Origin of the sequence: Leptospira bandrabouensis (assembly GCF_004770905.1) — a bacterium.
Lineage (GTDB): Bacteria > Spirochaetota > Leptospiria > Leptospirales > Leptospiraceae > Leptospira_A > Leptospira_A bandrabouensis.
The window spans coordinates 35,557-60,342 of sequence record NZ_RQHT01000012.1; the positions used below are offsets into that span (position 1 = coordinate 35,557).

The window sequence follows — 24,786 nt, forward strand, 5'->3', positions numbered from 1 at the left end:
ATGGCAAAAATACAATTTTTGCAATTACCAGTACCACCACCTTCTTACTTTGCGGCTACAGGAAATGTCCCTTTAGCAGCTGCTAGTTTAGCAAGTTGTTTAGAATCCAAAGAAGATCCAGTTACTGGAATCACCCCACAAGTTGTTTCTCCCGAAGATACTGATTCTTTAGGAGACCTTGCCCTCATTGATCGCATTGTCAAAGAAGGACCTGATTTTTTAGGACTATCTCTTTATTTATGGAATACAGAGAGAAGTTTATATATCGCAAAAGAAGTAAAAAAAAGAAGTCCCGAAACTAAAATCCTCATTGGTGGACCAGAGGTAAACGAAGACAATCCCTATGTCCTGGGAGAAAAAGGATATGATATTGCGGTATCGGGAGAAGCAGAACATAGTTTTCGTAATTTAATGCGAACTTTGCTTTCCCGTTCCCCTTTAGATGGATTAGAAAATGTGGCTTATCGCAAAGAGAATGGGAATCTCACTTCGTTTGGAAAACCAACACCCGCCAATTTTCCACTCACAGATTTTCCCTCTCCTTATACTAAAGGACATTTAAAAGTAGATCCCAGACGTTCTACTTATTTGGAAACGGTACGTGGTTGTAAGTCACAATGTACTTATTGTTTTTATCCTAAGTCTTCTCAGAACCTTCGGACACTTGACATTCCTGAGACAATGAAACTCATTTCCGACCTAAAAGAAAAAGGGGCAAGGGAACTTGTTTTTTTAGATCCTACATTTAACCATAGACCGGGATTTGAAAATTTTTTAGATGCCATAACAGAAATCAATGCGGACGGTCAGATGTCGATGTTTGCCGAACTTCGGTCGGAAGGTGTGACACCGAAACTTGCAACTAAACTTCGTAAGGCGGGATTCACTCGTGTGGAACTTGGACTCCAATCGGTAAATGAAGAAACTCTAAAACGTGTGAAACGATATGGTAGCCCACACAAAGTTGCGGAAGTGGCAAAGATGTTAGCTGGTGAGGGGATGGAACTTCTTTTGGATCTTATCATTGGACTTCCTGGTGACAAACCAGAGGATGTAGAAAGAGGGATTCATTTTTTCTTAGAACATGGGCTTGGGGAATGGGTACAAGCCTTTCCTTTATCTGTATTGCCTGGAACTGCCATGCGTAGGGATGCCGAAAAAGAAGGCCTATCTTTTATGCCAACACCTCCATATAGGATCATCGAAACTCCTACCTTTAGTTCCCGTGATTTAACGGAGTCATTGTATTTTGCTGAGGATTTATTTGAACGTCGTTTGGATGAATTTCCAAGGCCGTTTTTATGTAATGCCACTGTAAACAAAAACGATCGCATTGATATTATGTTAGGTGATACGGAAAACCTATCCTTTAAAGTAGGTTCCCTCCCTTGGAAATCCCGTTTGTCCGATTGGTCGGGGAGCCGTCATCACAGTGTTTGGTTTCATACAAAAGAATTTTCGAATGATCTTTCACGTATTCTTGGTTTCATTGAAGAACGTATCACAGCAGAACCTTTTTGTACGATAGACTTTGTGATCCCCTTGGAATCTGTCCCAAAATCCAAAGAGATTCATAAATTGGTGACTCTTCTGGAATCCAAAAGGGAATCCTATCTTTCTCGTACTTTAGCACACCGAGGAGAGAACCTCCAACACCGCTTGGTTTTTGTATTTGATGGGAACCATGGGGAACTAAAGAATTGGCGGAACAAAAAATTAGACTCAACTGCCTTTTTGATTTTTGAAAGAGTCTCCACTAGTAAAATTCAGAGTTTGGATCCTTCTGAGGAGGTCTTTTATCTGTTAGAAGGTGAAAAAGTCGATCCCAAAGACTTTGCATTTTTAAAAGAAAATATGGATCCAGAAGCCATCACCTTTTCCTCAAGGATTCTAGAAGAAAGATGGTCAATGGAAGTTTTGGGTTACGGGGAACTTTAGATTAAGGTCTTTGGTATTGTTTACGAAAGGATTCCACGTTTTCCAAAAATCTCTTTTTTTCCCCTGAACGCGAGGAGTGGCCTGCGATCGCAAGACCCACGGTTAAGTGTCCTTCTTCGTTTTTGGTAATGGTTTTGATGGTTCCAAAAGCAGTCAGCGGAGATTGCATCTTAAAAAAAAGATCAAATTGAAATCCTGAAAGTTTAGGAAGACTTTTGATTAAATCTGGATGGTCGACGATTACCTTCAATCCACCTTCGGAAATATCAATGACCGGAAACTTACCATCGGATTTGATCATATTCGAATGACGGATTCGGTCTACCATTTCAAAACAAACAGTTTTCATCTCCATTGCCTTAAGTAAGTCAAAGGTTTCTGTTTTACTTTGCATTTGGATATAACCAATGGGAATGGATTCTTCTTCATCATTTAAATAAAGAATCGGGAGGATTAGTTCTGATTTGATTTTTTGGTTTCGTTTGTTATTGATTTCTTTATCTATATCATCTTCCACTTCTTCAGAAAAAACCAAAAAATCTTCGTTAGGTGAAGATTCGTAAGATTTCCGATCTGTCGCATCCTCTAATAAGAGACCTTTTTTTGTTTTTTTGATTTGGCGGATGACTTCTGAGTCTTCGTTTGAGTTAAAGGTAGAAATTTTAATAAAATCAACTGAGTCTTTTAGTTTGGTTTCATAATCCTGAAAGTTCACTTTCACGGCTGTGGGAATATGAAACATGTCGGTTTCGATTTTGGCTTTACTGGAGACAACATTTGTGATCCATGCGGAACCGGGAGGGACTGGAATTCGCGAACTTTCTCTATCTTTCTTGGCAATGGCAATTTTGTCCAAATGGAGGACATACTGCGATTCCCCTTTTTCTTGTTCCACTGTACATTCCAGGTGCAGGTATCTTCCTAAAATTTTATAAAGGGTTACTTTTTGGCCCACGGACAAGGTCATGGTGGGGCTGACACTGATTAGGACCTTGTTTCCATCGGCAGAGACTTTTTTTAAAAAACAACTCTCTCCGGAATGGATATTGTCCTTTAGACTCAATTCCTGGTTTAATAAAAATTTCGTCAAAACATGGAGTTTTTTTTCTTTGTCAGAAAAAACATCCAAAGATCGCTTACTTCTTTCTAGAGTTTCCATAAAAGGTCGTGTTACTTACTATTATCGGACGAATTTCTCCTGAAATTCTCTTGCACGGAGAGTTTTCTTGCTTAAAGTAGAAAAAGGAAGGATAATTATGTCAAATCAACCCCTACCAGGATCTGAGCTTTTCGATGGAGTCAGTGGACAAGAGCTCTTCTCGGTCAACATGGGACTCACGTATCGGGACTTTTTAGTTCTACCCGGATACATCGACTTTAACCCAAGCGATGTCGAACTCGAAACCAAACTTTCCAAAAACATTTCCCTCAAAAGGCCTCTGATGAGTTCTCCTATGGATACCGTCACCGAGTCAGAAATGGCCATTGCGCAAGCTCTTATGGGTGGAATCGGAATTATACATTATAACAACAGTATCGATGAACAGGTGGATCTTGTTCGCAAAGTAAAACGATACGAAAATGGATTTATCAAAGATCCTATTTTACTTTCTCCAGAACATACGTTAGCAGATTTAGATGCTGTTAAGGAAAAGTATGGTTTTAGCGGGATTCCCATTACCGAAGATGGGACCGCCCGTACAAAGTTAGTTGGTATCGTTACAAATAGGGATGTCGATTTTGAAAGAGACCGCGACATCAAACTTGGCAAGGTGATGACAACAGAACTTATCACTGCCAACGTTGGCATTAGTTTGCAAGAAGCAAATAACATCCTTCGTACCAGTAAAAAAGGAAAACTCCCGATTGTTGATAAACAAGGAAAACTTGTCGCATTGATTTGCCGCAGTGACTTGAAAAAAAATAAAGAGTTTCCTCAGTCTTCCAAAGATGATCAAAAAAGATTACGTGTAGGGGCTGCACTTTCCACCTTACCAGAGTCACGTGACCGTATGGCGGCTCTTGCCGAGGTTGGTGTGGATGCTATCATCATTGATTCCGCACAAGGAAATTCTAGTTACCAAATGGAAATGATCCATTGGATCAAATCCAATTTTCCAAACATTGACGTGATTGGTGGAAACGTTGTCACGAAAGCACAAGCCGCAAACCTCATTGCTGCCGGTGCCGATGGACTTCGGATAGGAATGGGACCAGGTTCTATTTGTATCACACAAGATACAATGGCTGTGGGAAGAGCGCAAGCAACGGCAGTGTTTAAAACAGCTGAGTATGCACAGGCACATGGAGTTCCCGTGATTGCCGATGGAGGAATTTCCAATATTGGAGACATTGCCAATGCTCTTGCGATTGGTGCTTCCATGTGTATGATGGGTTCTATGTTTGCAGGAACAAAAGAAGCTCCTGGCGAGTATTTTTATGAAAATGGAATTCGTCTAAAGAAATACCGAGGAATGGCAAGTTTAGAAGCGATGAGTAAAGGTGGCGATAAACGTTATTTCTCGGAATCTCAAAAAATCAAAGTGGCACAGGGTGTTTCTGGATACGTTGTAGACAAGGGGTCTGTATTAAATCTGATTCCTTATCTCGTCCAAGGACTCAGACAAAGTTTCCAAGATATGGGATTTCGTAATATACCAGATCTGCATAAAGCACTAAGGGAAGGAAAACTTCGTTTTGAACGTAGGACAGAATCGGCTCAGGCACAAGGTAGTGTTCATGGGTTGTATTCTTATACCAAACCATCTATGCGTGCGGAATAAAAATTATAAATGCTAAGAATTCTGATTTTCTTTATTTTCTTTAGTTTTGTTTCGATAGAGGCGCAAGGAGCACCTGATGCCAGTTTGTCGGCACAGGAACTTTTGGCAAGGCTTGACAGGGAAATGGATTTTGGAAAAGGACTTGTGAAAGGGACTTACGTTCTTATTCGTAGGAACGGAACTTCTGAAACTTGGAAAATCAATCGATTTTTTAACGGAGAAGATGCGCTTCTTCTTTTTGATAGAAAGGGGCGCGGACTCGAATCCAAACTTTTAACTAAGGACGAAGGCGAAAATGTTTTTTTCTTCAATGTCCTGAGTGCCAAACTGTTTCGAAAAACCGATGACGAAAAATACGAATCCCTTATGGGAACTGGTTTTTTTTATGTGGATCTTTCAGGTTATTCCTATCAGGCCAATTATAATCCGTTAGTGAATGCAGACTTAGAAATAGGTGGAGAAGTATACTACCGAGTTTCACTAAAACCTATCTTACCTTATTTTTATAAAAAGTTAGTTTTACTTGTTGGTAAAAAAGATCTAAAACCTTATCGTGTCGACTTTCATGATAGGGACGGAATTTTGTTTAAAACTTTGAACTTAAAATACGGCCCTGTGAAAGTAAAAGAAGTTTCAGGGAAGGTGGAAGAAATTCAAAAAGCCTCTAGGCTTGAAATGTTAGATTTGAATACAGGTAGCATTACCGTTTGGGAAATTCAAGAAGTTGACAAATCTGTAAACCCAGATGCTTCTTTGTTTGCCGTTGATAATTTAAGTCGTTAAACCCTTGTTAGAGCCTGGACTCATCCTTTTTCGCACTGGATTTATACTAAAGCCATCTATTACACTTTCTCCAGAAGAGTTGGCCCATCTTCGAGCTTTAAGACTGAGTAAAGAAGAAACCATCATCCAAATCCGAGACGGTGTTGGTGGTATTTATGATTACCAATTTTCTCCACATTCCAAAGAATTAAAGTTTTTACAAGAAACCAAAATACATAAAAAAACAGAACATAAAACTGTTGCCATTGCGCTTCCGAAAGGGAATCGGTTTGATTTCTTTTTACAAAAGGTAACAGAGATTGGCCTAGATTCTGTGGTATTTCTTGTATTTCGTCATTCGATTCGAAAAGAGTTCAATTTGGAAAGAGCCGAAAAAATTGTGAAAGAAGCAGCGGCTCAGTCCAAACAAACCGAGTTATTAACTCTTTCGATTGAATCTGCAATGGATTGGATGGATTCACATAAAGAGAGTTTGGTGGTTTTTCATCCGCACAGGTCTGAGGTTTTTAGTGCGAACAAACTTGTTGGAAAAATTCCTGTGATAGGACCTGAGGGCGGCTTTCATGCCAATGAAGAAAATTGGATGGAAACAAACCAAATCCCAAGGTTAACTTTGCCAGGTGGGGTTCTCCGGACGGAAACAGCAGGCATTGTCGCCGCCAGTTTCCTTGTGTATGGAACTTAATTTTCTTAAATGAACCTACTATTTATTGGTAAGTAAAAGTAAGGTAGTGGATAGGTTACAGTTTGTAGAACAAGCACTGAAACAAGCAGAAGCTGAAGTGTAATTCACCCCAGTGATGTCTGGGTACTTGGCAGCACAGTCTGCGTTACAGGCTTCTAAACTCCCTCCCGTACAACTAATCAGGAAAGTAAACAGGTTCCTTTCCAGGGTTTTGTCTTCTCTCTTTTGACAAGATGTAGAGAAGATCATGACAAAACACAAAACAACCAAAACTAACAAACGATTCATATTCCTAAACTCCGTTCTCCCTGCATTTCGTCAATCGGTTCGTAAAAATCTTGACCCTTGTGACTTTTCCTATGCATTGGATGAGATCCTATTATGTCAGACGGTTCTAAAAAGGTTTTAGAAAAAAAAGCGCACGGGGAGTATGAGTTCACCGCTTATGGGGAATTTTTGTCCTATTTCCACGCCCATATCGATATTTTCAAAAAACTCCTGAAAAGCCGCAAAATGGATCCGGCCAAAGTGGAAGAGGTCGCAAAACAAATTAAATCCTACATGACTGGGAATATCAAAAAGACTGACCAGTTTTTTGAACACCTTCCTCAATTTTCCACTATGTTAGGTGTTCCTCAAAATGAAGTATCTACCTATTTAAATTCAAATTTTATCGAAGTTCTAAATAAAGTACAAGAAAAACTAAAAGCACAAGAGTTGGAAAAAATAAGCAATGCACCAGCTCCTAGTTTTGCTTCAGCGGCAGAAGAGATTGTAGAAAGGCTCCAAGTCACCCATCCTAAGGATTTTGTTTTTGTTCAAAAAGGGATTTTGACTGTACTAGAAAATCCTCTAACTGGTGAAATCATCGAGCCGCGTGGGCTAATGGCAGAATCTGCCAAAGCCGCCCTTTCGATTCCCACAAGCGCCGAGTCAGAAAAAGAACCTGTGTCGTTGACAGATGCACTAGCTGTCGCCAATGCTCCTCCGACACCTGTGGTAAAAAAACAATCTCTGATCCAAGAAAGAGATAAATCCATCCTCTTAGAAATCGTGGAAACTTTTGGTGAAAGTCTTACGGGTGAACTTTTAGAAGTAAAAATCGGTCCCGATCCTAAAGACAATCCTCTGCCCGAACCAACCTCAAAAAATAATACAACAACTGCTTCAGAAGAATATGAAATCGAAGATTTAGAATTTGATGATTCTGATTCCTCATCCTCACATTCAACTTCTTCTCCTTCTCAAACAGAGGATGCTGATGATTTTTCACAGGACATCGATGTTGATTTTGAGGAAGACGAACCTCATGTTACAGTCGATCCCAATCTTGTTAGGTTGGAGAGTTTTAATGTAAAAGAGTTTATGGATTTAGTGCAAACCATTACTGGTTTCCAAACTAAGTCAGATCAGGTGGGATACCAAAACTGGTTACGTGGTCTTTCTGAATTTGAAAAGGCAGTGGTTTCTTTACGCACACAAGTTTTAAAAGAACAGAAAAATGAACCTGTGGATTGGAATTCTCTTTTCCAAATGATGAGTTCGAAATCGGATTTGAGTCGCGAAGTTTTAAGTGGCATTGTTAAAAAAATCAAAAACTTTCAGATTGTTAAACTGACGTTAGATCGTATGATCCAAGAGTTCAAAAAGGGAAGTCCTGAGTTCATGCAAATGGTTAAAATGGCATGGCCCCATATCCAAAAAGCATTTTTTGAAGTACCCAATTATACCCAAGTGCAGACCATTTTAAAAGGGATCCTTTCTCGTGTGAATGACGAAAACCATAAAAGGGATTTTTCAAAAATCTTTACTATGGCTCTGAATTTTATCCAATCTAAATTCCAGGCGTAATCAATGTTAGGGGAGATTCACTCTCTTCGATTTTTAACACACAAGTGGAAAGTTGGTATCTTATTAAACCTACTATGGATTCCTTTTTTTTTACATGCTCAGCCAAATTCAAACATCATAGTTGATCCTTTATTGCAAAGGCCTTGGATTCCCGATGCGGAGGAAGAGGAGAGCCGTAGTTTTCATCGATTCCTTTCAGAGTTCAAAAACAAACAATCTACAGTGAAAAAAAAGGACATACATGGAAGAAACTATTTAGTTTCACCATCTGGACGTATGCGATTTCTAATCGATGATGAGTATCGTAAAGAATTTCCCGTGTTAGAGGAAGCAGATATTGCAGCCAAAGAACTTGAAGCGTTATACGAAGTTAGGAAAGAAAAGGAAGCAGTCTTTCTTGGAAAAGGAATTCAGCTTTGTTACCGTTTGAAACTTGAAAAGGAGCCTGGTTTTTTCCCCAGTTGGCTTACAAAATCTAATGAAATTACAAACCGGGCGGCCAATGAATGGTCAGACCAAACAGTACCCTTAGATTTGGTAAGTGAACCTTATGGATGTTATCTGACTGTTTCCAGTCCTCAGGATACTCTCGTTTTGGAATCAGAATCATTTCGGTACCGAATCCGATTCCCTACAATACTTCGCTACGAGGGATTGTATGGGAATCGACTAGGAATTTACGGTGAAAATCGGGATTCGATTTATCGAATTGTACGTTTTGTACAGTTTTTGGAGAATTATTTACCTCCTGATCAAACGGAATGGGAGGAAGCATTCAAATTACAAATTTCAGGTAAAAAAAAGAAAAATCTTCCTAAGATCATTTTATCCATTGGATCTAGCTTTGATAAAACAAGGCCTCTTCGTGATACAAAAAATTATTTTCGTTTTTGGGATTCAATGCGTTCTCTGACACCAACTCTTATTAGAAAGTTGGGATTTAAAAGAACGGAATCAAACTCTGAATATATAAGCGAATGGACTGAAGTGGATGAAATCGGAAATTCAGTTGCAATGGAAATGAAAGAATATTATCTTTATAATGCTCCACGCGGTTATTTTCTTTCGTTGTCATATCCAAAAAGGGAAAAGGCAAAAGCAGACATTTATTGGCAAACTATTCGTAGTTCATTCGAAGTTAAGGAGTAATGGATGTTTGTTGGATTCGTTGAAAATCAAAACAGAAGAAAACCAGAACCAAATGAAGAACCACCTTCTCCTTTTTTTATCTTTTGGACTGGGCTTTCTTTTATATTGGGGTTCGGTTTATTTTTACTTCCTTTTGGTGCTTATTTTCCACTTTCCGTTTCTGTTTGGGCCTTCCTTGTTTTGTTTTTGCCGGTTTTGTTTTTAGGAATTCTTATTTCTAAAAAAACTGGTTTCAAAATCTTTTTAGCAGTTTTTTTATCCTTACTTGCTGGAGGAAATTCCATTTTATTTTTAGGTGATTCTATTGGTTACCAATTTGGGATCACATCCAAAATAGAAGTCCTGCCGGATGAAACATCCCGCTATTTAAATTATCGTTATTTATTCCTTCGCGATTTTTATTTGGATGAGTCAGATATGGGTGAGTTCCGTTCTCCACTTTTACTCAGACGTAGATCAGGTGGTGCGGTTTATGGGCCTGTCATTCGATTTCAATACAAAAGGATTCGTTCTATTTCTGGTAAGGAAGTAAAACCTTCGTTATATGCTATTTGTTATTCCAAAGATGATAGTAAATGTTCTCTTTCCAGTATGAATTCAGGAGGAGTTGTTTTATTAGATCCTATTTGGGATGAGAACCTTCCACTAGATAAAGATTCTGTATTTATTGTTTGGCGAGGTTCTTTAGATTCTGAATTTTTTACCAAGGGAATATATTCTTTTTTATTTTTTGTATTTTTAGTTTTGGTTTGGGCGCTTTTGGTTTATTTTCCGGTTATGGGAGACAAAAAATCTTAATTTTTTCTTAATGTGATTTCTTTCTCCCTTAAGATCTGAGATCTTTACTATTAGATAGAACCATGAGAAAATTTCTTTATGGTTGAATTACTCTATTTCCCTTTTTATCTTGGGTTACTGATACTTGTTTCGCCTTTTGTTGGTTACTACATGGCATTTATTTTGAATGCTAAATTGTTACCTTTTGAAGAAATAACATTCAAGTTTCTATTTTCTGGTACACCCTCTTCACAAACACCGAAACAATATTTAAACAGCCTCGTTTTGTTTCATTTTGTTGGAGCTGTTATTCTGTTTTTAATTTTGAAATTTCAAAATTATTTACCCTTTAATCCCTTACAAATTATGGGAATGGATTGGGATCTTGCCTTAAATACCACAATATCTTTTATCACAAATACTAACTGGCAGGCATATTCTGGTGAAAGCCAACTAAGCAATTTTTCACAAATGTTCGGTTTAACTACTCAGAATTTCCTCAGTGCCGGTGTTGGTATTTCCGTATTGGCTTTTGTTAGTCGATCGATTGTATCTGCGAAAATTAATCGATTTGGAAATTTTTGGCAGGACTTATTCCGTTCTGCTTTTTATATCCTTCTTCCTATTTCCTTTTTTGTTGCGATTCTTCTCGTTGGCCAAGGTGTCATACAATCGTTTCAGGAACCTGTTTTGAGTTTGGGGTTGGATGGAGTTTCAGAAACGATTCCGATGGGTCCTACTGCTTCACAAATTGCAATCAAACAAATTGGAACAAATGGAGGTGGATTTTTTGGAGTGAATAGTGCCCACCCTTTTGAAAATCCAACTCCTATTTCTAACTTTATCCAAATGTTCTCGATTCTTTTTTTACCTGCATCTTGCGTATTTTTATACGGGAAAATCACAAATTCCTTTCGTCATGTCTGGGTGATCTTCTTTGTGATGTTGTCTTTTTTAGTTTTGGGATTTGCATCTGTTTATATATCGGAATGGAATTTTCCGGGAAACTTAGAAGGGAAAGAGTTTCGATTTAGTTTAACAGAATCCACTATATGGTTATCTACCACAACAGCCGCCTCCAACGGTTCTGTGAACTCCATGCATGACAGTTACTCTCCGTTAGCTGGTGGTATTGCAATTTTTCAAATGATGTTAGGTGAGGTTATCTTTGGTGGAGTGGGGACGGGAATGTATGGAATGTTTTTGTTTTTAATACTTACCGTATTTTTGTCTGGTCTTATGACAGGTAGAACCCCAGAATACTTTGGGAAAAAAATTGGAAGTTATGAAATCAAATGGACATTGTTTGGAATTTTATCCCCTACAGTTTGTATTCTTATTGGAACTGCGCTGACCATCTTCCTGGAATCAGGTTATACTGCAAAAGGTCCTCATGCATTATCTCAAATTCTTTATGCTTATAGTTCTGCTGCCGGTAATAACGGTTCTGCCTTTGCCGGTTTTGCCGCAGATACTTTATGGGGAAACTTATCCTTAGGTTTCTCAATGTTAGTGGGGAGGTTTAGTGTCATATATGCTGTCATCTTGGTTGCGGGGAGTTTAGGTGGAAAGGTTACCACTATGTCTTTTGATGGAAACTTTAAATTGGATACTCCACTTTTTGGAGTTTTACTTTTTTGTGTCATTCTTATCGTTTGTGGTCTTTCCTTTTTTCCTGTTTTGGCACTAGGGCCAATCTTAGAACAGCTACTGATCAGTAAGGGGATTTTCTTTTAAGAGGAACGTATGGTAAAGTCTAAAAATATAATTTCACAAGAACTTTTGGGAGTATCCTTGAGTGGTGCCATTCAAAAGTTTTCTCCAAAGTATGCATTTTCAAATCCTGTGATGGCGACTGTATGGCTCGGTACCTTCTTATTAATGATACAAATTTTGTATTACTTAGGATCGGGGATCACACTCCAAAACGAACTTCCTATCTTTTTTTGGCTTTTACTCACATTGTTTTTTGCAAACTTTGCCGAGAGTATTGCCGAGGGAAGAGGTAAGGCAAGAGCCGACAGTTTACGAAAAACGAGATCAAAAACAATTTCTAAAAAAGTGGAATCGATTGGAGATTTAAATTTTTCAGAAATCGTTTCCAACGAATTAAAAGTAGGCGACCTCGTTTTTGTTAAAGCCGGTGATATCATCCCTAGTGACGGTGACGTAGTTTCCGGAATTGCCAGTGTGGATGAATCAGCAGTCACGGGAGAATCCGCCCCTGTCATTCGTGAAAGTGGTGGGGATAGGTCGGCCGTCACGGGAGGAACTCGAGTCATCTCTGATCATTTATACATTAAAATCACGACAAAACCGGGTGAAAGTTTTATCGATAAGATGATTACTATGATTGAAGGAGCTACAAGGCAAAAAACTCCCAATGAAATTGCCTTAGGCATTCTTCTTTTTGTGCTGACGATTCTCTTTTTATTAGCAGTTCTTTCTATGATTCCTATTGCCAATTTTGTAGGAAATCAAATCGGTCAAAATTGGAATTTTCGTTTTTCGGTTTGGCTTGCTTTATTTGTTTGTTTGATTCCCACAACAATTGCCGCCCTTCTCAGTGCGATTGGAATTTCAGGTATGGAAAGGTTAATTCGTTGTAATGTCATTGCTAAAAGTGGAAAGGCAGTGGAAGCCGCTGGTGATATCCATGTTTTGCTCTTAGACAAAACGGGAACGATTACACTAGGAAATAGAGAGGCACATAAATTTTATCCTTCTGTCGGTGTTACGGAGGAAGAGTTGGCTGACGCAAGTCAGTTATCATCACTTTCTGACGAAACTCCGGAGGGAAGGTCAATTGTTGTTCTCGCCAAACAAAAGTATGCGATTCGTGAAAGAAATTTAAATTCTTTGGATATTCGTTGGATTCCTTTTTCAGCATCTACAAGAATGAGTGGAGTTGAGATTTTTGAAAATGGAAATCAGATTCGTAACATTCGTAAAGGAGCATTTGATGCCATTCGAAGACATGTAGAAGGCCTTGGGGGAACCATTCCTCAAATGATACAGATCATATCGGATGAAGTTTCAAAAAAAGGAAGTACTCCCATATTAGTAGCAGAGGGAAATAAGCTGCTTGGTATCATTGAATTGAAAGATATTGTTAAGGGTGGATTAAAAGAACGATTTGCTACTTTAAGAAGAATGGGAATTCGGACTGTGATGATCACTGGTGACAATCCATTAACCGCGGCAGCTATTGCTGCCGAAGCAGGTGTGGATGATTTTATTGCAGAAGCCACACCGGAAGCAAAATTAAAACGGATCAGAGAAGAACAAGCAAACGGATATTTGGTGGCAATGATTGGTGATGGAACGAATGATGCGCCAGCTCTTGCACAGTCCGATGTCGGTGTCGCCATGAATACTGGTACCCAAACCGCAAGGGAAGCTGGTAATATGATCGATTTGGATAGTAATCCGAGTAAACTCATTGAGATTGTTGAAATTGGCAAACAACTGCTGATGACAAGGGGAGCACTCACTACGTTTAGTATCGCCAATGATATTGCAAAATACTTTGCCATCCTTCCTGCTTTGTTTTTGCCTTTGGCTCCACTGAATATCATGCATTTATCTAGCCCAGATCATGCCATTTTATCTGCCGTAATTTTTAATGCACTTGTCATCCCTGCCCTCATTCCACTATCTCTTCGTGGAGTTAAATATGTTCCTAAATCACCCGATTCGGCTTTATTAAGAAATTTTTTGATCTATGGGGGTGGGGGAATGATCTTCCCATTTTTAGGAATCAAACTCATTGATTCAATTATTTCTGGAGGTTATTTATGAAGAAGAACGAAATCTCGAGCCAATGGGAAATTGTGATTCGGTTTTTGTTTATATCCTTGTTTGCGTTTGGGTTCCTTTATCCACTTACTATAACTGGTATAACAAAATTGTTTTTTTTAGAGAAAGCAAACGGAAGTTTGATTCGGTTAGATGGAAAAGTGGTTGGTTCAGAACTTTTATCTCAAAAGTTAAATTCGAATTCGATTTTTCGATATAGGCCAAGTGCTGCTGATTTCGGAAAGATACCGAGTGGAGCTTCCAATTTGAGTCCTTCTAGTTTGGAATTACAAACGATGATAAACGAAAGAAAACTTGAATTGGATCGTTTGGGAATTCGCCATACAGTTTGTTCCGAACTATTGTATAGTTCGGGTTCTGGACTAGATCCACATATTTCCGTCGGTTGTGCCCGTGAACAGGCTGAATTTCTTCACCGGGTTTCTAAGGTTCCTCTTGATGTTATAAATGAGTTGATCCAACAAAACATCGAATATCCAATATGGGGAATGATGGGTCGAGACCGTGTAAATGTCACAAAACTAAATCTATCTTGGAAACAAATGACCCATGAATGAAGGAAAACGCCCGGAAGATTTTCTTTCGTTAGCGAATCAAGAAGAAACAAAGAAAACAGGCATTCTAAAAGTATATTTTGGAATGTCACCTGGTGTTGGTAAAACCTACACGATGTTAACCGAAGCTCATCATTTAAAAGATGATGGGGAAGATGTAAAAATCGGTATCGTTGAAACTCATGGAAGAGATGATACGAAGGCTCTGGTCGAGGGTCTTGACTGCGTTCCTCTTAAAAAAATTGAATATAGGGGAAAGGTATGGGAAGAGATGGATGTCGAAACTATCTTAAAAGAAAAACCAAGTTATGTATTGGTTGATGAACTTGCTCATACCAATATCCCTGGTTCGATTAATAAAAAAAGGTATCAGGATGTTTTTTTACTCTTAGATGCAGGAATAAATGTTTTGTCCACTGTCAATGTACAACATTTGGAAAGTCAAGTGGACTCTATCGAAAAAATCATTCAAAGCCCAGTCAAAGAGACGATTCCCGATAGTATTCTTGAAAGAGCAGACGAACTGGTATTAATTGATATTATCCCAGATGAGTTGCTAAAGAGATTGTCTGAAGGAAAAGTTTACATTCCTGAAAAAATAATTTCTGCCAAAGAGAATTTTTTTAAAAAAGAGAATTTAACTTATCTGAGAGAATTGTCGTTGTCGTATACGGCAAAGTATGTAGAGAAACGAATGCCACAAGGTAGAGAACGGATTTTAGTTGCTATCTCTGCGAGTCCAAATTCTAAAACCTTACTTCGATATGCAAAAAGATTGGCATTAGAGAGAAATTCAGAGTTGTATGCTTTTTTTTCGGAAAACGAAGAGGACAAAAGTGTAGAAGCTGCAAATTACATTCGTTCTCATATTCGATTTGCAAAAGAACTCGGTGCAGAAGTGGTACATTCCTTTGAATCTGATCCAGTCGTAGGAATTGTATCAGTAGCCAGAGAAAAAAGAATCAATCGTTTGCTAATTGGTGGGTCTAAAAAAAGTTTTTTCGGAGAATTATTTCAAAAAAATATTTCTTCTAAAATCATAAAACAACTTCGGGATATAGAAATTATTATTGTTCCTTATTTGGATGAACATACATATCAATTCGATTTTTATAAAAAATTAATCCCTTCTTCAGGGATTCGACAATATATCTCTGTGTTTGCATTAACTTCCCTTGTTACTTTGTGTAATCAATTTTTAATTTTCTACATTGGATACTGGACAATTTCAATTCTGTATTTGTTTTACGTGGCAGTCCTTGGGATGTTTTTTAGTCGCGGACCTGTTCTACTTGCAGCAATCCTCTCTGCTTCGTTTTGGAATTTTTTATTTATTCCGCCACTGTATACTTTTTACATTTCGAAGTTAGAGGATGCTTTGATGTTTGTTATTTTTATGTTGATCGCTCTGATTAACGGAAGTTTGACAGCAAGGCTTAAAAAAAATGAAACAAAACTTAAGTCTAGGGAAGAAAAACTTACCATCTTATATGAACTAACAAGAAGTTTATCCCAAACATCTTCTTCTTCAGAAATCATTAAAACAGGAGAGACTTTTTTTAAACGAATTTTCCCTTTCCCAGTGAAACTTCATTTTTATCAAGCAGGAGAATTTTCACCTGCAATTGAAGATTCCAAAGATTTGGCAGTTGCCACGTGGACGATTAAAAATGGAAAACCGGCTGGAAAATATACCGAAACTTTGTCTTTATCAAATGCTACATTTTATCCACTAGTTTCGCCGGGTGGGATCACTGGTGTTATTAACGTTATTTCATCTGAAGAACCAAGTTTGGAAAAAGAAATACTCCTGAATACTGTAGCGAACCAAGTCGCATTGGCTCTGGATCGTGATATTCTTTCGGAAGATTCAAAAAAGAATTTTTTACTGAAAGAATCTGAAAAATTATACAATCTAGTTTTTAATTCATTATCTCATGAACTAAAAACTCCACTCACTTCTATTCAGGGATCTGCTTCCGCTTTGCTCGACCCAGAAATTGATGCAAATCCAAATGTTAGAAAAGATTTGGTTGAAGAAATTCAGGAAAGTTCACTGGTGTTAAATTTACTTTTGGGTAATTTACTTGATATCAGCCGAATTGAATCGGGGTATTTGACTTTAAAAAAAGAAAAAGTTCATCCTTCCGAGATCATTCATGATTCCATCTCTTACTTGGGGAAAAATAAAACCAATCATTTGATAAAAATTCAATTAAATGATTTGGATATTCCTATTGAACTAGATCGTGTTCTATTTTCTCATGCCATTTTTAATCTGTTGTATAATGCTTGTATGTACACTCAGAGCGGTTCAACCATTTGGATATCACTCATAAAAACTGAAAATTCCTTCCAGTGGGTAGTAGAGGATAACGGAAACGGTCTTCCACTTGATTCCTCTCGAATCTTTCAAAAATTTTATAGAGGCGAATCTTCCGGAAAAATTGGAACTGGTCTTGGCCTTGCCATTTCTAAATCCATTATAGAGTTACACGGCGGAAGTATCGAGGCAATGAATCGAAAAGAAGGTGGTGCTAGGTTTCTCATTGACATTCCATATTTTTGAACTATCCCATTCTTATGAGTAAAGATTTGATACTACTTGTCGATGACGATGGTGCAATTCGCAAGATGTTACGAATTGCCCTTGAGGCAAAAGGGTATCAAACGATTGAGGCCATATCTAAAAAAGAAGCAATCGAATCGGTTGCACTTCATTCGCCAAAATTGGTATTACTCGATTTACAGTTACCTGATGGATCTGGTTTAGAAGTAATTAAAGAAGTCCGCAATTTTTCCGAAATTCCCTTTATTGTTTTGTCTGTGATGAGTTCGGAAGAGGATAAAATTTCCTTACTTGATTCTGGTGCCGATGATTATATCACAAAACCATTTAGTATGGGTGAGTTACTTGCAAGGATTCGGACTGCACTTCGTAGATTACCCGCAGACGAAACTCCTTCCAATTGGGAAAAAGAAAGTTTAATGGTAGATTTTGTCAATCATCAGGTTGTCAAAAATCATATTCAAATCCGATTGACTCCTACGGAATTTCAAATCCTCACTTTTTTAATTAAAAATTCGGGCAAAGTGATCACTCATGATGTATTAATTAAAAAGATTTGGGGAGACCAAGCACTAAATGAAATGAATTCATTGAGAGTACATATTACCCAACTTCGTAAAAAAATTGAAGATTCTCCTAGTGATCCTAAGTTTTTGATTACGGAGCCTGGCGTTGGTTATCGTTGGGTGACTCAATAATCAAAATCTAAAATTTATACATTGGAAGGATTACAATTTGTCTTAATAAATTCTTAAGGCAAAAGTCAGAATCATAATTCACCAAACATTGTAAGATAGTTTAAAAAATGCTAAATTGATCTTATATGTTAGATCAATTAAAGTTTTTTACCAACATCTTTTGGAAAAATTTCAAAGTTTTTAAAACCTTCCTTTCTTTCGCGGTTTTTACATGGATCGTTTTTTCGCAGGTCCAAGCAGACGAAATGATTCCAGCTTATAAAAAAGAAAATATGGAAAAAATAGAATCCATTCCTAAAACAAATTCTTTTCCAGGTTCGGTGCAGTTAGGTGGATTTATAGACTCTTACTATTTGTATAACAGAAACTTACCAAAAGAAACTGAAAGAAACTTCACTACCCAGGGAGTTCGAAACAATGAGTTTAATATCAACCTAGCTTATTTGGAAGCAAAAGTAGAAGAAAATAAATATAGAGGAAGACTTGCTTTTCATTGGGGAACGTCAGTGAATGCAAATTATTCAGGAGAACTATCCACCGAAAAGTATTCGAATCAAATGTCTGTTAGGAATATACAAGAGGCTTATACTGGGTTTAAAATCGGAAAAGACACTTGGGTCGACTTAGGTATTTTTTTTGGAAATATCGGGTATGAATCTTGGATCTCTCATAATAACACAAACTATACAAGGGCTTATGCCTTAGATTACGTTCCGTATTATTCTTCAGGAGTTCGATTGTCACATCAATTCACAGACAAATTAAGTGGACAGGTACAAATTTTAAATGGCTGGCAGAATATAACGGATAATAATAAAGATAAGTCATTTGGTAGCCAGTTGAAGTATGTTTTTAATCAGAATTTTACTTTAACACTAAACCAGTTTGTTGGTAATGAAGCACCTAACTTCGAAAGAAAACAAATGAGATATTACAATAATAGTATTTTGGAATGGACTATTTCTGATCGATTCAAATTGGTAGGTCAGTTTGATATTGGTGCCCAGAAAACAAAACAAAGTTATATATATGAACCGTGGTTGGCTAACTATGATCCAAGTTTAGGTGAATATCGTGAAACAGCATCGAATTCCTATCGTCAATGGTATCATGGAACCATCTGGACAAGTTTTTTATTAACACCAGAATATCGATTGAGTTTTCGGGTAGAACGTTTTTACGATCCGTTACAAGTGATGGTGAATACTGGAACTCGGAATGGGTTTATGTCTAACGGATATACAACGACCTTTGATATCCTTTCCTATGATCCAGGTTTACTTCGTTTTGAATATGTATATCGAAGGTCTGCTGATTCTGTTTTTGCATACCGCGATGCATCTACTTCCAAAAAAGAGGATTTTTTCCTCGTAGCATTTTCCATCAAGTTTTAGTAAATTGTAAAAGTTTTTTTGGACTGGTAAGAAGAAAAACGGAACCTTTCCCATTCATTCGGGGTCTAATCATCGTTCATAGATGTTTCTCCTTATGATACCCGCAGGGAGGGGTCAATATCCCTGATTTTCTTTTTTTTCTTTCCAAGCCGCTTCCCTATTTTTAAATTTTGTCATGTTTGCAAAGCGCTGGCTTTTTCTTATCCTTTTCTTATCTTTATTTTTGGTTCGTTCTGATGAATCACAAACCCTTCCTGCGGCTATAGAATTTTTCACTCCTAATGGATTTGTCAAACAGCCAAAACAAGTGACCGTACGGTTCACAAAACCTATGGTTTCTCTCGGAGATATAAGACCCAAGGTTGATATTTTTCAAATCAAATGTCCCCTCCCTGGGACCAGTCGTTTTCTCGACTCCACTACTTGGGTTTATGAATTTGAAAAAGAACTTCCTGGTGGAGTGGAATGTTCCTTCCAATTAAAAGAGGATACCAAAACTCTAAAGGGAGAACTAGTTCAAGGCGAACGCAGTTTTGCTTTTCATACAGGAGGACCTTCTGTACAATATTCGACTCCCTACAATGGAGGTTCCATCACCGAAGACCAAATCTTTGTTTTACATTTGGATGCAAAACCGGATCTTGCTTCTTTTCAAAAATATACCTACTTTCGTTCGGAAGAATTAGGAAATAGAATCCCCATTGTCCTCGTCACTGGATCGGAAAGAAAGGCAATCTTAAAATCAAATGGTGATACCGATCGGGAAGAAACAATTCTTTTAAAATCAAAACAAACTTTTTTACCAGATAGGCAAATCCAACTTGTTCTTGGTAAAGGAACCAAATCGGTTTGGGGTGGGGAAATTAGAGAGGATGAGGTTTTGTCTTTTGCGGTAAGACCTGTATTCTCTGTTAGGTTTAGCTGCGAAAGGGTAAATGCAAAATCTGATTGTATTCCGATCCTACCTGTTTCGCTTTCTTTTAGTTCGGCGGTCTCACGTTCTTTATTAGAAAAAATCAAATTAGTTTCTAAAGATGGAAAAGAATATCCGCAATCATTTATGCCAGAAAAGGGAAATGAATTTTATGAATGGGTGAGTTTTCCTGGCCCCTTCCCTGAAAATAGCGAATTTGAAATTCGAATTCCCGAACTTGTAGATGACAATAACAGAAGTTTGGCGAACAATGCTTCTTTCCCTTTAAAATTTAAAACAGATGAATTTCCGCCCCTTGCCAAGTTCAGTGCCAAATTTGGAATTTTGGAATCAAAAGCAAAACCGGCCTTACCTGTAACACTTAGAAATTTAGAAGCCAGTCTTCCGATGAAGTCCATTTCTCTAGGTGTTGGCGGGAAAAGCCAAAAAACAATGGATATATTAGAAATCCAAAAATGGTTTCAAATTCTTTCTACTAGAGAAAGAGAACAATCTGTATTTCAAAATCCTCCAACTAACACTGGTATTTCGAATTTCTCACTTCCCAAACCCAATGGGAAAAAGCCAATGGAAGTGGTGGGAATTCCTTTGGAAACTCCTGGGTTTTATGTAGTAGAGCTTGCGAGTGATGTTCTTGGAAATAGTTTACTCGAAAAAAAGGGGAAAATGTATGTTTCTAGTGCGGCCCTTGTCACCAATCTTTCGGCACATTTTAAATGGGGAAAAGATACAAGCCTTGTTTGGGTGACAAACCTTGACCAAGGTCTTCCTGAACCAGGGGTCCAGGTGAAAGTTCTAGACTGTAAAGGAAATTTGCGAGGAGCGGGAATTACAGGAAAAGATGGTAGTATGCTTTTTGGAAATTTAAGTTTCCAAGAAATTCCCTATTGCGGTTATCATGAGTTAGGTTCTGGTTTAACCATTTTTGTACAAAAAAATGATGATATCAGTTTTACCTCAAGCACCTGGGACAAAGGGATCGAAAGTTGGCGTTACCAGCTTCCGAGTGCCACAACCGGATATTCCAAAGAAATCAAATCCATTGTCCTTGATCGAACTTTATTTAAAAAAGGAGAAACGGTTCACTTAAGGCATGTTCGGCGAGGATTTGGAAACAAAGGCCTAGTTGCAGCCGATCCAAAAGACTATCCATCTCAGGTGGTGATCAAACATGAAGGATCGGGGGATGCGTATCCCGTGCCATTGGTTTGGTCTTTTCCGGGTCACTCCGAGTCCGAATTTAAAATTCCTAAAAATGCCAAACATGGGGTTTATATTGTCTATTACCCTTATTCAAATGATGATTCTAGTTATGGAGAAACAATCACACAATTTCGAGTCGAAGAATTTCGCCTCCCTGTCGTCAAAGGAAATATACAACTTGCTGGCGAGAAACAAGAGTTAGTTTCTCCTAAGGAATCGAAAGTTCTATTTGGGTTAGAATATTTGTCGGGCGGAGGGGCCGGCGGTTTTCCTGTGAAAATTCGCTCCCAGGTAGTCTCTAGTTATTATTCACCAAAAGAAGAGTATTCTGCATTTTCTTTCTCCCCAGAATCCATAAAGGAAGGAAAGTGGAAGGCAAGCGGTTATGACGAAGAAGAAGTCGAAGAATCTAAACCTGCATTACTTTCTACTTCTTTAAAGACAGACGAAAAGGGTTTTTTGCAATATACGTTTAGTGGATTAAAAACCGGTTCTGGTTATGGAAGTTTCCAAGTAGAAATGGAATATGCCGATCCATCTGGTGAAATCCAAACTGTTTCTAGAAGTTTTTCTGTTTCCCCTGCGGAGGTACATTTGGGAATCCTTCCCGATGGTTGGTTATTTACGGAAGATAACGTTAAACTGCAGTTAGTGGCTCTCGATCAAAAAGACAAAACTATTGGTTCCCAAAAAATAAAAGTCACTGCCTACAAAAGAGAATTTTATTCCAACCGGAAACGTTTGGTAGGTGGTTTTTATGCTTATGAACATTATGAAGAGGTAACAAAACTCGGAGATTTTTGCGAAGGAAAAACAGATTCTAAAGGAATTTTAATTTGTGAAGGTAAATCGCCTGGTGTGGGTGATATCGTGTTTCTTGCAGAAACAAAAGATTCTAAGGGGAACCAAACTAACTCCAGTTATAATGTTTGGGTAAGCTCCAAACAAGAAGCCTGGTTTGATGTGAGTGACCACAACCGTATGGATATTCTCCCAGAGAAACGTTCCGTGGAGGTAGGGGAAACCATTAAAGTCCAAGTTCGTTCTCCTTTCCGAGAAGCAACAGCCCTTGTCAGTTTAGAAAGAGAAGGTGTTCTCGATTATTTTGTAACCCCGGTATCGGGAAAAGATCCAGTGATTTCCATTCCTATCAAAAAGGAATATGCTCCCAACGTTTTTGTTTCTGTATTTTTAGTTCGTGGTCGCGTCGGAGATCCCAAACCAACAGGTCTAGTGGATTTAGCAAAACCAGGATACCGTTTGGGTCTGACTATGTTAAAAGTCGGATACAAACCGTACAGTTTGTCTGTCTCTGTAAATCCTGAGAAAAAACTTTACCAAGTCCGAGAAACGGCAAATGTAGAAATTGAAATCAAAACTTCAGAGGGAAAGGTTCCTGTGGAATCAACAGAAGTGACACTTGCCGTTGTAGACGAAGCACTTTTGGAACTATCTCCGAACCCCACTTGGAATTTATTAGATTCTATGATGGGAACAAGACCTCATACTGTGGGAACTTCCACTGCCCAATCACAGATCATTGGAAAACGTCATTTTGGTTTGAAAGCAAAACCGGAGGGAGGAAGTGGGGGAAAACAATCCACACGTTCTCTTTTTGATACCTTACTCTATTGGAAAGGAAAGGGAATTGTTGGAAAAGATGGAAAATTAAAGTTTAGTTTTCCTTTAAATGATTCCCTTACCAGTTTTCGGATCGTAGCTGTTGCTACTTCAGGTGCCAAAGAATTTGGAACGGGGATGGCAAAAATCCAAACTACACAAAAAATTCAGTCCTTTTCTGGGATTCCACCTGTGGTTAGGTTAGGTGACAATCTTCGCCATGAAGTAACACTTAGAAATGCTGGTGAAAACAAAGAACAACTTCGATTACGTCTTTCCGTAACGGATGTAAAAAATGGAACCGATGTCAAAGAAGATTTAGAAACCAAATCGGCAATCCTCGGTCCAGGGGAAACTAAAGTAGTTTTTTGGGATTTAACCGTTCCTGAAAATACCACCAAACGAAAGTTCCATTTAGAGGTTTCTGCACCAAATGGAACGATCCTTGACCAAATGGCTGTGGAACAAAAAGTTTTGCCTGTGGATTCAGAAAGAGTATACCAAGCAGGTTTGTTTTTATATGAATCACCAATAAAAGAATCGGTTCAGGTTCCTGAAGGTTCAAAACCCGACTCTGGTAAAATGATTTGGAAGGCATCACCTACCATCCTAACGAGTTTATCTGGAATTCAAAATTATTTCCACAACTATCCTTACTATTGTATGGAACAACGTGTTTCCAAGGCCATCGGACTAAAGTCAGAGGTTTTATGGAATGAGGTTTTATCTGATTTGAATTCCTTTTTAGATTATAGTGGCTTTGTTAAATACTTTGCCCGTATGGAACATGGGAGTGAAATCCTCACAGCTTATATACTAACCTCAGCACAACTTACCAACAAAAAGATTCCTGAAGATGCTTTGGGAAGAATGATTGCAGGTTTACAAGGATATGTAGAAGGCCGTGTCAATGGAGAAAGATATAGATTCGGTGCCGATTCCGTGATTCGAAAAATTATAGTTTGGGAAGCCCTTACAAGATACCAAACTTATGAATGGGAACAAGTAAGACCAATTTTTGACGGACTTGAGTTTTTACCAACCGCATCCCTGATTGACTTAGCAGAAATTTGGGGAAGAGTCAATGGGGGAGATAGTTCTGTCAAATCTAGATTAATTAGTGTTTTGCGATCTAGACTTAATATCCAAGGTTCTGAACTTGTGATTGCGGATTCTGGGTTTACCAATCCTTGGTGGATTTTGGGAAGTCGCGATTATACGATGGCAAAATTTTTACTTTGGTCATTTTCCGAACCAAGTTATAAAAAAGATATGCCTCGCCTGATCAAAGGATTTGTCAAAATGCAAAAACGGGGAAGTTATGATACTACACTTGGGAATGCTTATTCCATTTTGGTATTTGACCGTGTGAGTAAACTCCTAGAATCCGAAAAAGTCACCGGTGGAAAAATAAAGATCCAATCGACAAAAGAAGTGTATCAATTGGAACCTAACGGAAAACAGACGGTATCTCAAACCATCGGAACCACTCTAGAGACAGTTTCTGTGAGTTATGACGGAAAGGGCAAACCTTGGGTGGAATGGTCCGTGAATTCTATCCTACCTTTGAAGGCTCCCATTTCCAGTGGATACCGTATCAAACGAACTTTTGAACCAGTCCAAGTGGCAAAATCTGGGGTTTTGACAAAAGGGGATACCATTAGGGTTACCTTGGAAATCCAAGCAGATTCCGATAAAACTTGGGTGGTTGTGGAAGACCCAATTCCTCCAGGTTCTCTTCCACTGGGTCGAGGATTCGGCAGGGAATCCATCATCCAAGGGGAAGGCAAAACAGGGGATACTTCATATTATTTGAGTTTTGAGGAAAAGACTCTCTCAATGTACAGAGCATATTTTGAGTATCTCCCCAAAGGAACCCATACCATCGAACATAGCTTCCGTTTGAACCATTCGGGAAGTTTTAAGATGCCGGCCACCCGGGTTGAGGCCATGTATTCCCCCGAAACTCATGCAGAATGGCCGAATGAAACTGTAAGGATTTCGGAAAACGGGGACTAGGAAAAGTTTA

General features: G+C 38.3%; 16 protein-coding genes. 14 read left to right on the forward strand and 2 right to left on the reverse strand.

Features of this window, described 5'->3' with window-relative positions; genetic code table 11:
• Entirely contained in the window at positions 1 to 1,938 is a 1,938-nt protein-coding gene (locus EHR07_RS03855) for a B12-binding domain-containing radical SAM protein (RefSeq protein ID WP_135743873.1), read from the forward strand.
• A 1-nt stretch (position 1,939) separates the two neighbouring features.
• Here EHR07_RS03855 and EHR07_RS03860 read toward each other — a convergent pair whose 3' ends face one another.
• Entirely contained in the window at positions 1,940 to 3,097 is a 1,158-nt protein-coding gene (locus EHR07_RS03860; RefSeq protein ID WP_135743874.1) for a DUF1577 domain-containing protein, read from the reverse strand.
• Positions 3,098 to 3,194: 97 nt separating this feature from the next.
• On the opposite strand from EHR07_RS03860, the gene guaB reads away from it, so the two are divergent.
• The 3 genes from guaB to EHR07_RS03875 are packed head-to-tail and all read left to right on the forward strand — an operon-like array spanning position 3,195 to position 6,189.
• Positions 3,195 to 4,721, forward strand: coding sequence for an IMP dehydrogenase (gene guaB / locus EHR07_RS03865; protein ID WP_135743875.1), 1,527 nt, complete (start codon positions 3,195 to 3,197; stop codon positions 4,719 to 4,721).
• Positions 4,722 to 4,730: 9 nt separating this feature from the next.
• Entirely contained in the window at positions 4,731 to 5,504 is a 774-nt protein-coding gene (locus tag EHR07_RS03870) for an outer membrane lipoprotein-sorting protein (protein ID WP_135743876.1), read from the forward strand.
• Positions 5,505 to 5,508: 4 nt separating this feature from the next.
• Positions 5,509 to 6,189, forward strand: a complete 681-nt coding sequence (locus EHR07_RS03875; protein WP_135743877.1) for a 16S rRNA (uracil(1498)-N(3))-methyltransferase — start codon at positions 5,509 to 5,511, stop codon at positions 6,187 to 6,189.
• An 18-nt stretch (positions 6,190 to 6,207) separates the two neighbouring features.
• Here EHR07_RS03875 and EHR07_RS03880 read toward each other — a convergent pair whose 3' ends face one another.
• Positions 6,208 to 6,477 carry a hypothetical protein gene (locus tag EHR07_RS03880; protein ID WP_238754669.1) on the reverse strand — a complete coding sequence of 90 codons (270 nt, stop codon included), beginning with the start codon at positions 6,475 to 6,477 and terminating at the stop codon, positions 6,208 to 6,210.
• 93 nt (positions 6,478 to 6,570) lie between these two features.
• Between EHR07_RS03880 and EHR07_RS03885 the strand changes: the two genes are divergently transcribed.
• The 10 genes from EHR07_RS03885 (at position 6,571) to EHR07_RS03930 (ending at position 24,776) form a co-directional block, all read left to right on the forward strand.
• Entirely contained in the window at positions 6,571 to 8,040 is a 1,470-nt protein-coding gene (locus tag EHR07_RS03885; protein WP_135743878.1) for a hypothetical protein, read from the forward strand.
• Positions 8,041 to 8,043: 3 nt separating this feature from the next.
• Complete coding sequence (locus tag EHR07_RS03890; protein WP_135743879.1) at positions 8,044 to 9,189, forward strand: LIC10775 family protein; 1,146 nt, start codon at positions 8,044 to 8,046, stop codon at positions 9,187 to 9,189.
• A gap of 3 nt (positions 9,190 to 9,192) precedes the next feature.
• Positions 9,193 to 9,987, forward strand: coding sequence for a hypothetical protein (locus EHR07_RS03895; protein ID WP_135743880.1), 795 nt, complete (start codon positions 9,193 to 9,195; stop codon positions 9,985 to 9,987).
• Between the two features lie 78 nt (positions 9,988 to 10,065).
• A complete protein-coding gene (kdpA, locus tag EHR07_RS03900; protein WP_135743881.1) occupies positions 10,066 to 11,703 on the forward strand; it encodes a potassium-transporting ATPase subunit KdpA in 1,638 nt (545 codons plus the stop codon).
• A gap of 9 nt (positions 11,704 to 11,712) precedes the next feature.
• Positions 11,713 to 13,767: a potassium-transporting ATPase subunit KdpB gene (gene kdpB, locus EHR07_RS03905; RefSeq protein WP_135743882.1), complete on the forward strand. Its 2,055-nt coding sequence runs from the start codon at positions 11,713 to 11,715 to the stop codon at positions 13,765 to 13,767.
• Positions 13,764 to 14,342, forward strand: a complete 579-nt coding sequence (locus EHR07_RS03910) for a potassium-transporting ATPase subunit C (protein WP_135743883.1) — start codon at positions 13,764 to 13,766, stop codon at positions 14,340 to 14,342. Before kdpB ends, EHR07_RS03910 begins: the two co-directional genes overlap by 4 nt.
• Positions 14,335 to 16,908, forward strand: coding sequence for a sensor histidine kinase (locus tag EHR07_RS03915; RefSeq protein ID WP_135743884.1), 2,574 nt, complete (start codon positions 14,335 to 14,337; stop codon positions 16,906 to 16,908). Before EHR07_RS03910 ends, EHR07_RS03915 begins: the two co-directional genes overlap by 8 nt.
• Before the next feature lie 14 nt (positions 16,909 to 16,922).
• Entirely contained in the window at positions 16,923 to 17,606 is a 684-nt protein-coding gene (locus EHR07_RS03920; protein ID WP_135743885.1) for a response regulator, read from the forward strand.
• Between the two features lie 245 nt (positions 17,607 to 17,851).
• Positions 17,852 to 19,000 (forward strand): porin, encoded by a 1,149-nt coding sequence (locus tag EHR07_RS03925; RefSeq protein WP_135743886.1) that lies wholly within the window; start codon positions 17,852 to 17,854, stop codon positions 18,998 to 19,000.
• A gap of 175 nt (positions 19,001 to 19,175) precedes the next feature.
• Positions 19,176 to 24,776, forward strand: a complete 5,601-nt coding sequence (locus tag EHR07_RS03930) for an alpha-2-macroglobulin family protein (protein WP_135743887.1) — start codon at positions 19,176 to 19,178, stop codon at positions 24,774 to 24,776.
• Positions 24,777 to 24,786 lie beyond the last annotated feature (10 nt).

Coding starts and splice junctions, on each gene's coding strand:
- EHR07_RS03855 (WP_135743873.1), top strand. CDS start 1: ATGGCAAAAATACAATTTTTGCAATTACCAGTACCACCACCTTCTTAC.
- EHR07_RS03860 (WP_135743874.1), bottom strand. CDS start 3,097: ATGGAAACTCTAGAAAGAAGTAAGCGATCTTTGGATGTTTTTTCTGAC.
- guaB (WP_135743875.1), top strand. CDS start 3,195: ATGTCAAATCAACCCCTACCAGGATCTGAGCTTTTCGATGGAGTCAGT.
- EHR07_RS03870 (WP_135743876.1), top strand. CDS start 4,731: ATGCTAAGAATTCTGATTTTCTTTATTTTCTTTAGTTTTGTTTCGATA.
- EHR07_RS03880 (WP_238754669.1), bottom strand. CDS start 6,477: ATGAATCGTTTGTTAGTTTTGGTTGTTTTGTGTTTTGTCATGATCTTC.
- EHR07_RS03885 (WP_135743878.1), top strand. CDS start 6,571: ATGTCAGACGGTTCTAAAAAGGTTTTAGAAAAAAAAGCGCACGGGGAG.
- EHR07_RS03890 (WP_135743879.1), top strand. CDS start 8,044: ATGTTAGGGGAGATTCACTCTCTTCGATTTTTAACACACAAGTGGAAA.
- EHR07_RS03895 (WP_135743880.1), top strand. CDS start 9,193: ATGTTTGTTGGATTCGTTGAAAATCAAAACAGAAGAAAACCAGAACCA.
- kdpA (WP_135743881.1), top strand. CDS start 10,066: ATGGTTGAATTACTCTATTTCCCTTTTTATCTTGGGTTACTGATACTT.
- kdpB (WP_135743882.1), top strand. CDS start 11,713: ATGGTAAAGTCTAAAAATATAATTTCACAAGAACTTTTGGGAGTATCC.
- EHR07_RS03910 (WP_135743883.1), top strand. CDS start 13,764: ATGAAGAAGAACGAAATCTCGAGCCAATGGGAAATTGTGATTCGGTTT.
- EHR07_RS03915 (WP_135743884.1), top strand. CDS start 14,335: ATGAATGAAGGAAAACGCCCGGAAGATTTTCTTTCGTTAGCGAATCAA.
- EHR07_RS03920 (WP_135743885.1), top strand. CDS start 16,923: ATGAGTAAAGATTTGATACTACTTGTCGATGACGATGGTGCAATTCGC.
- EHR07_RS03925 (WP_135743886.1), top strand. CDS start 17,852: ATGATTCCAGCTTATAAAAAAGAAAATATGGAAAAAATAGAATCCATT.
- EHR07_RS03930 (WP_135743887.1), top strand. CDS start 19,176: ATGTTTGCAAAGCGCTGGCTTTTTCTTATCCTTTTCTTATCTTTATTT.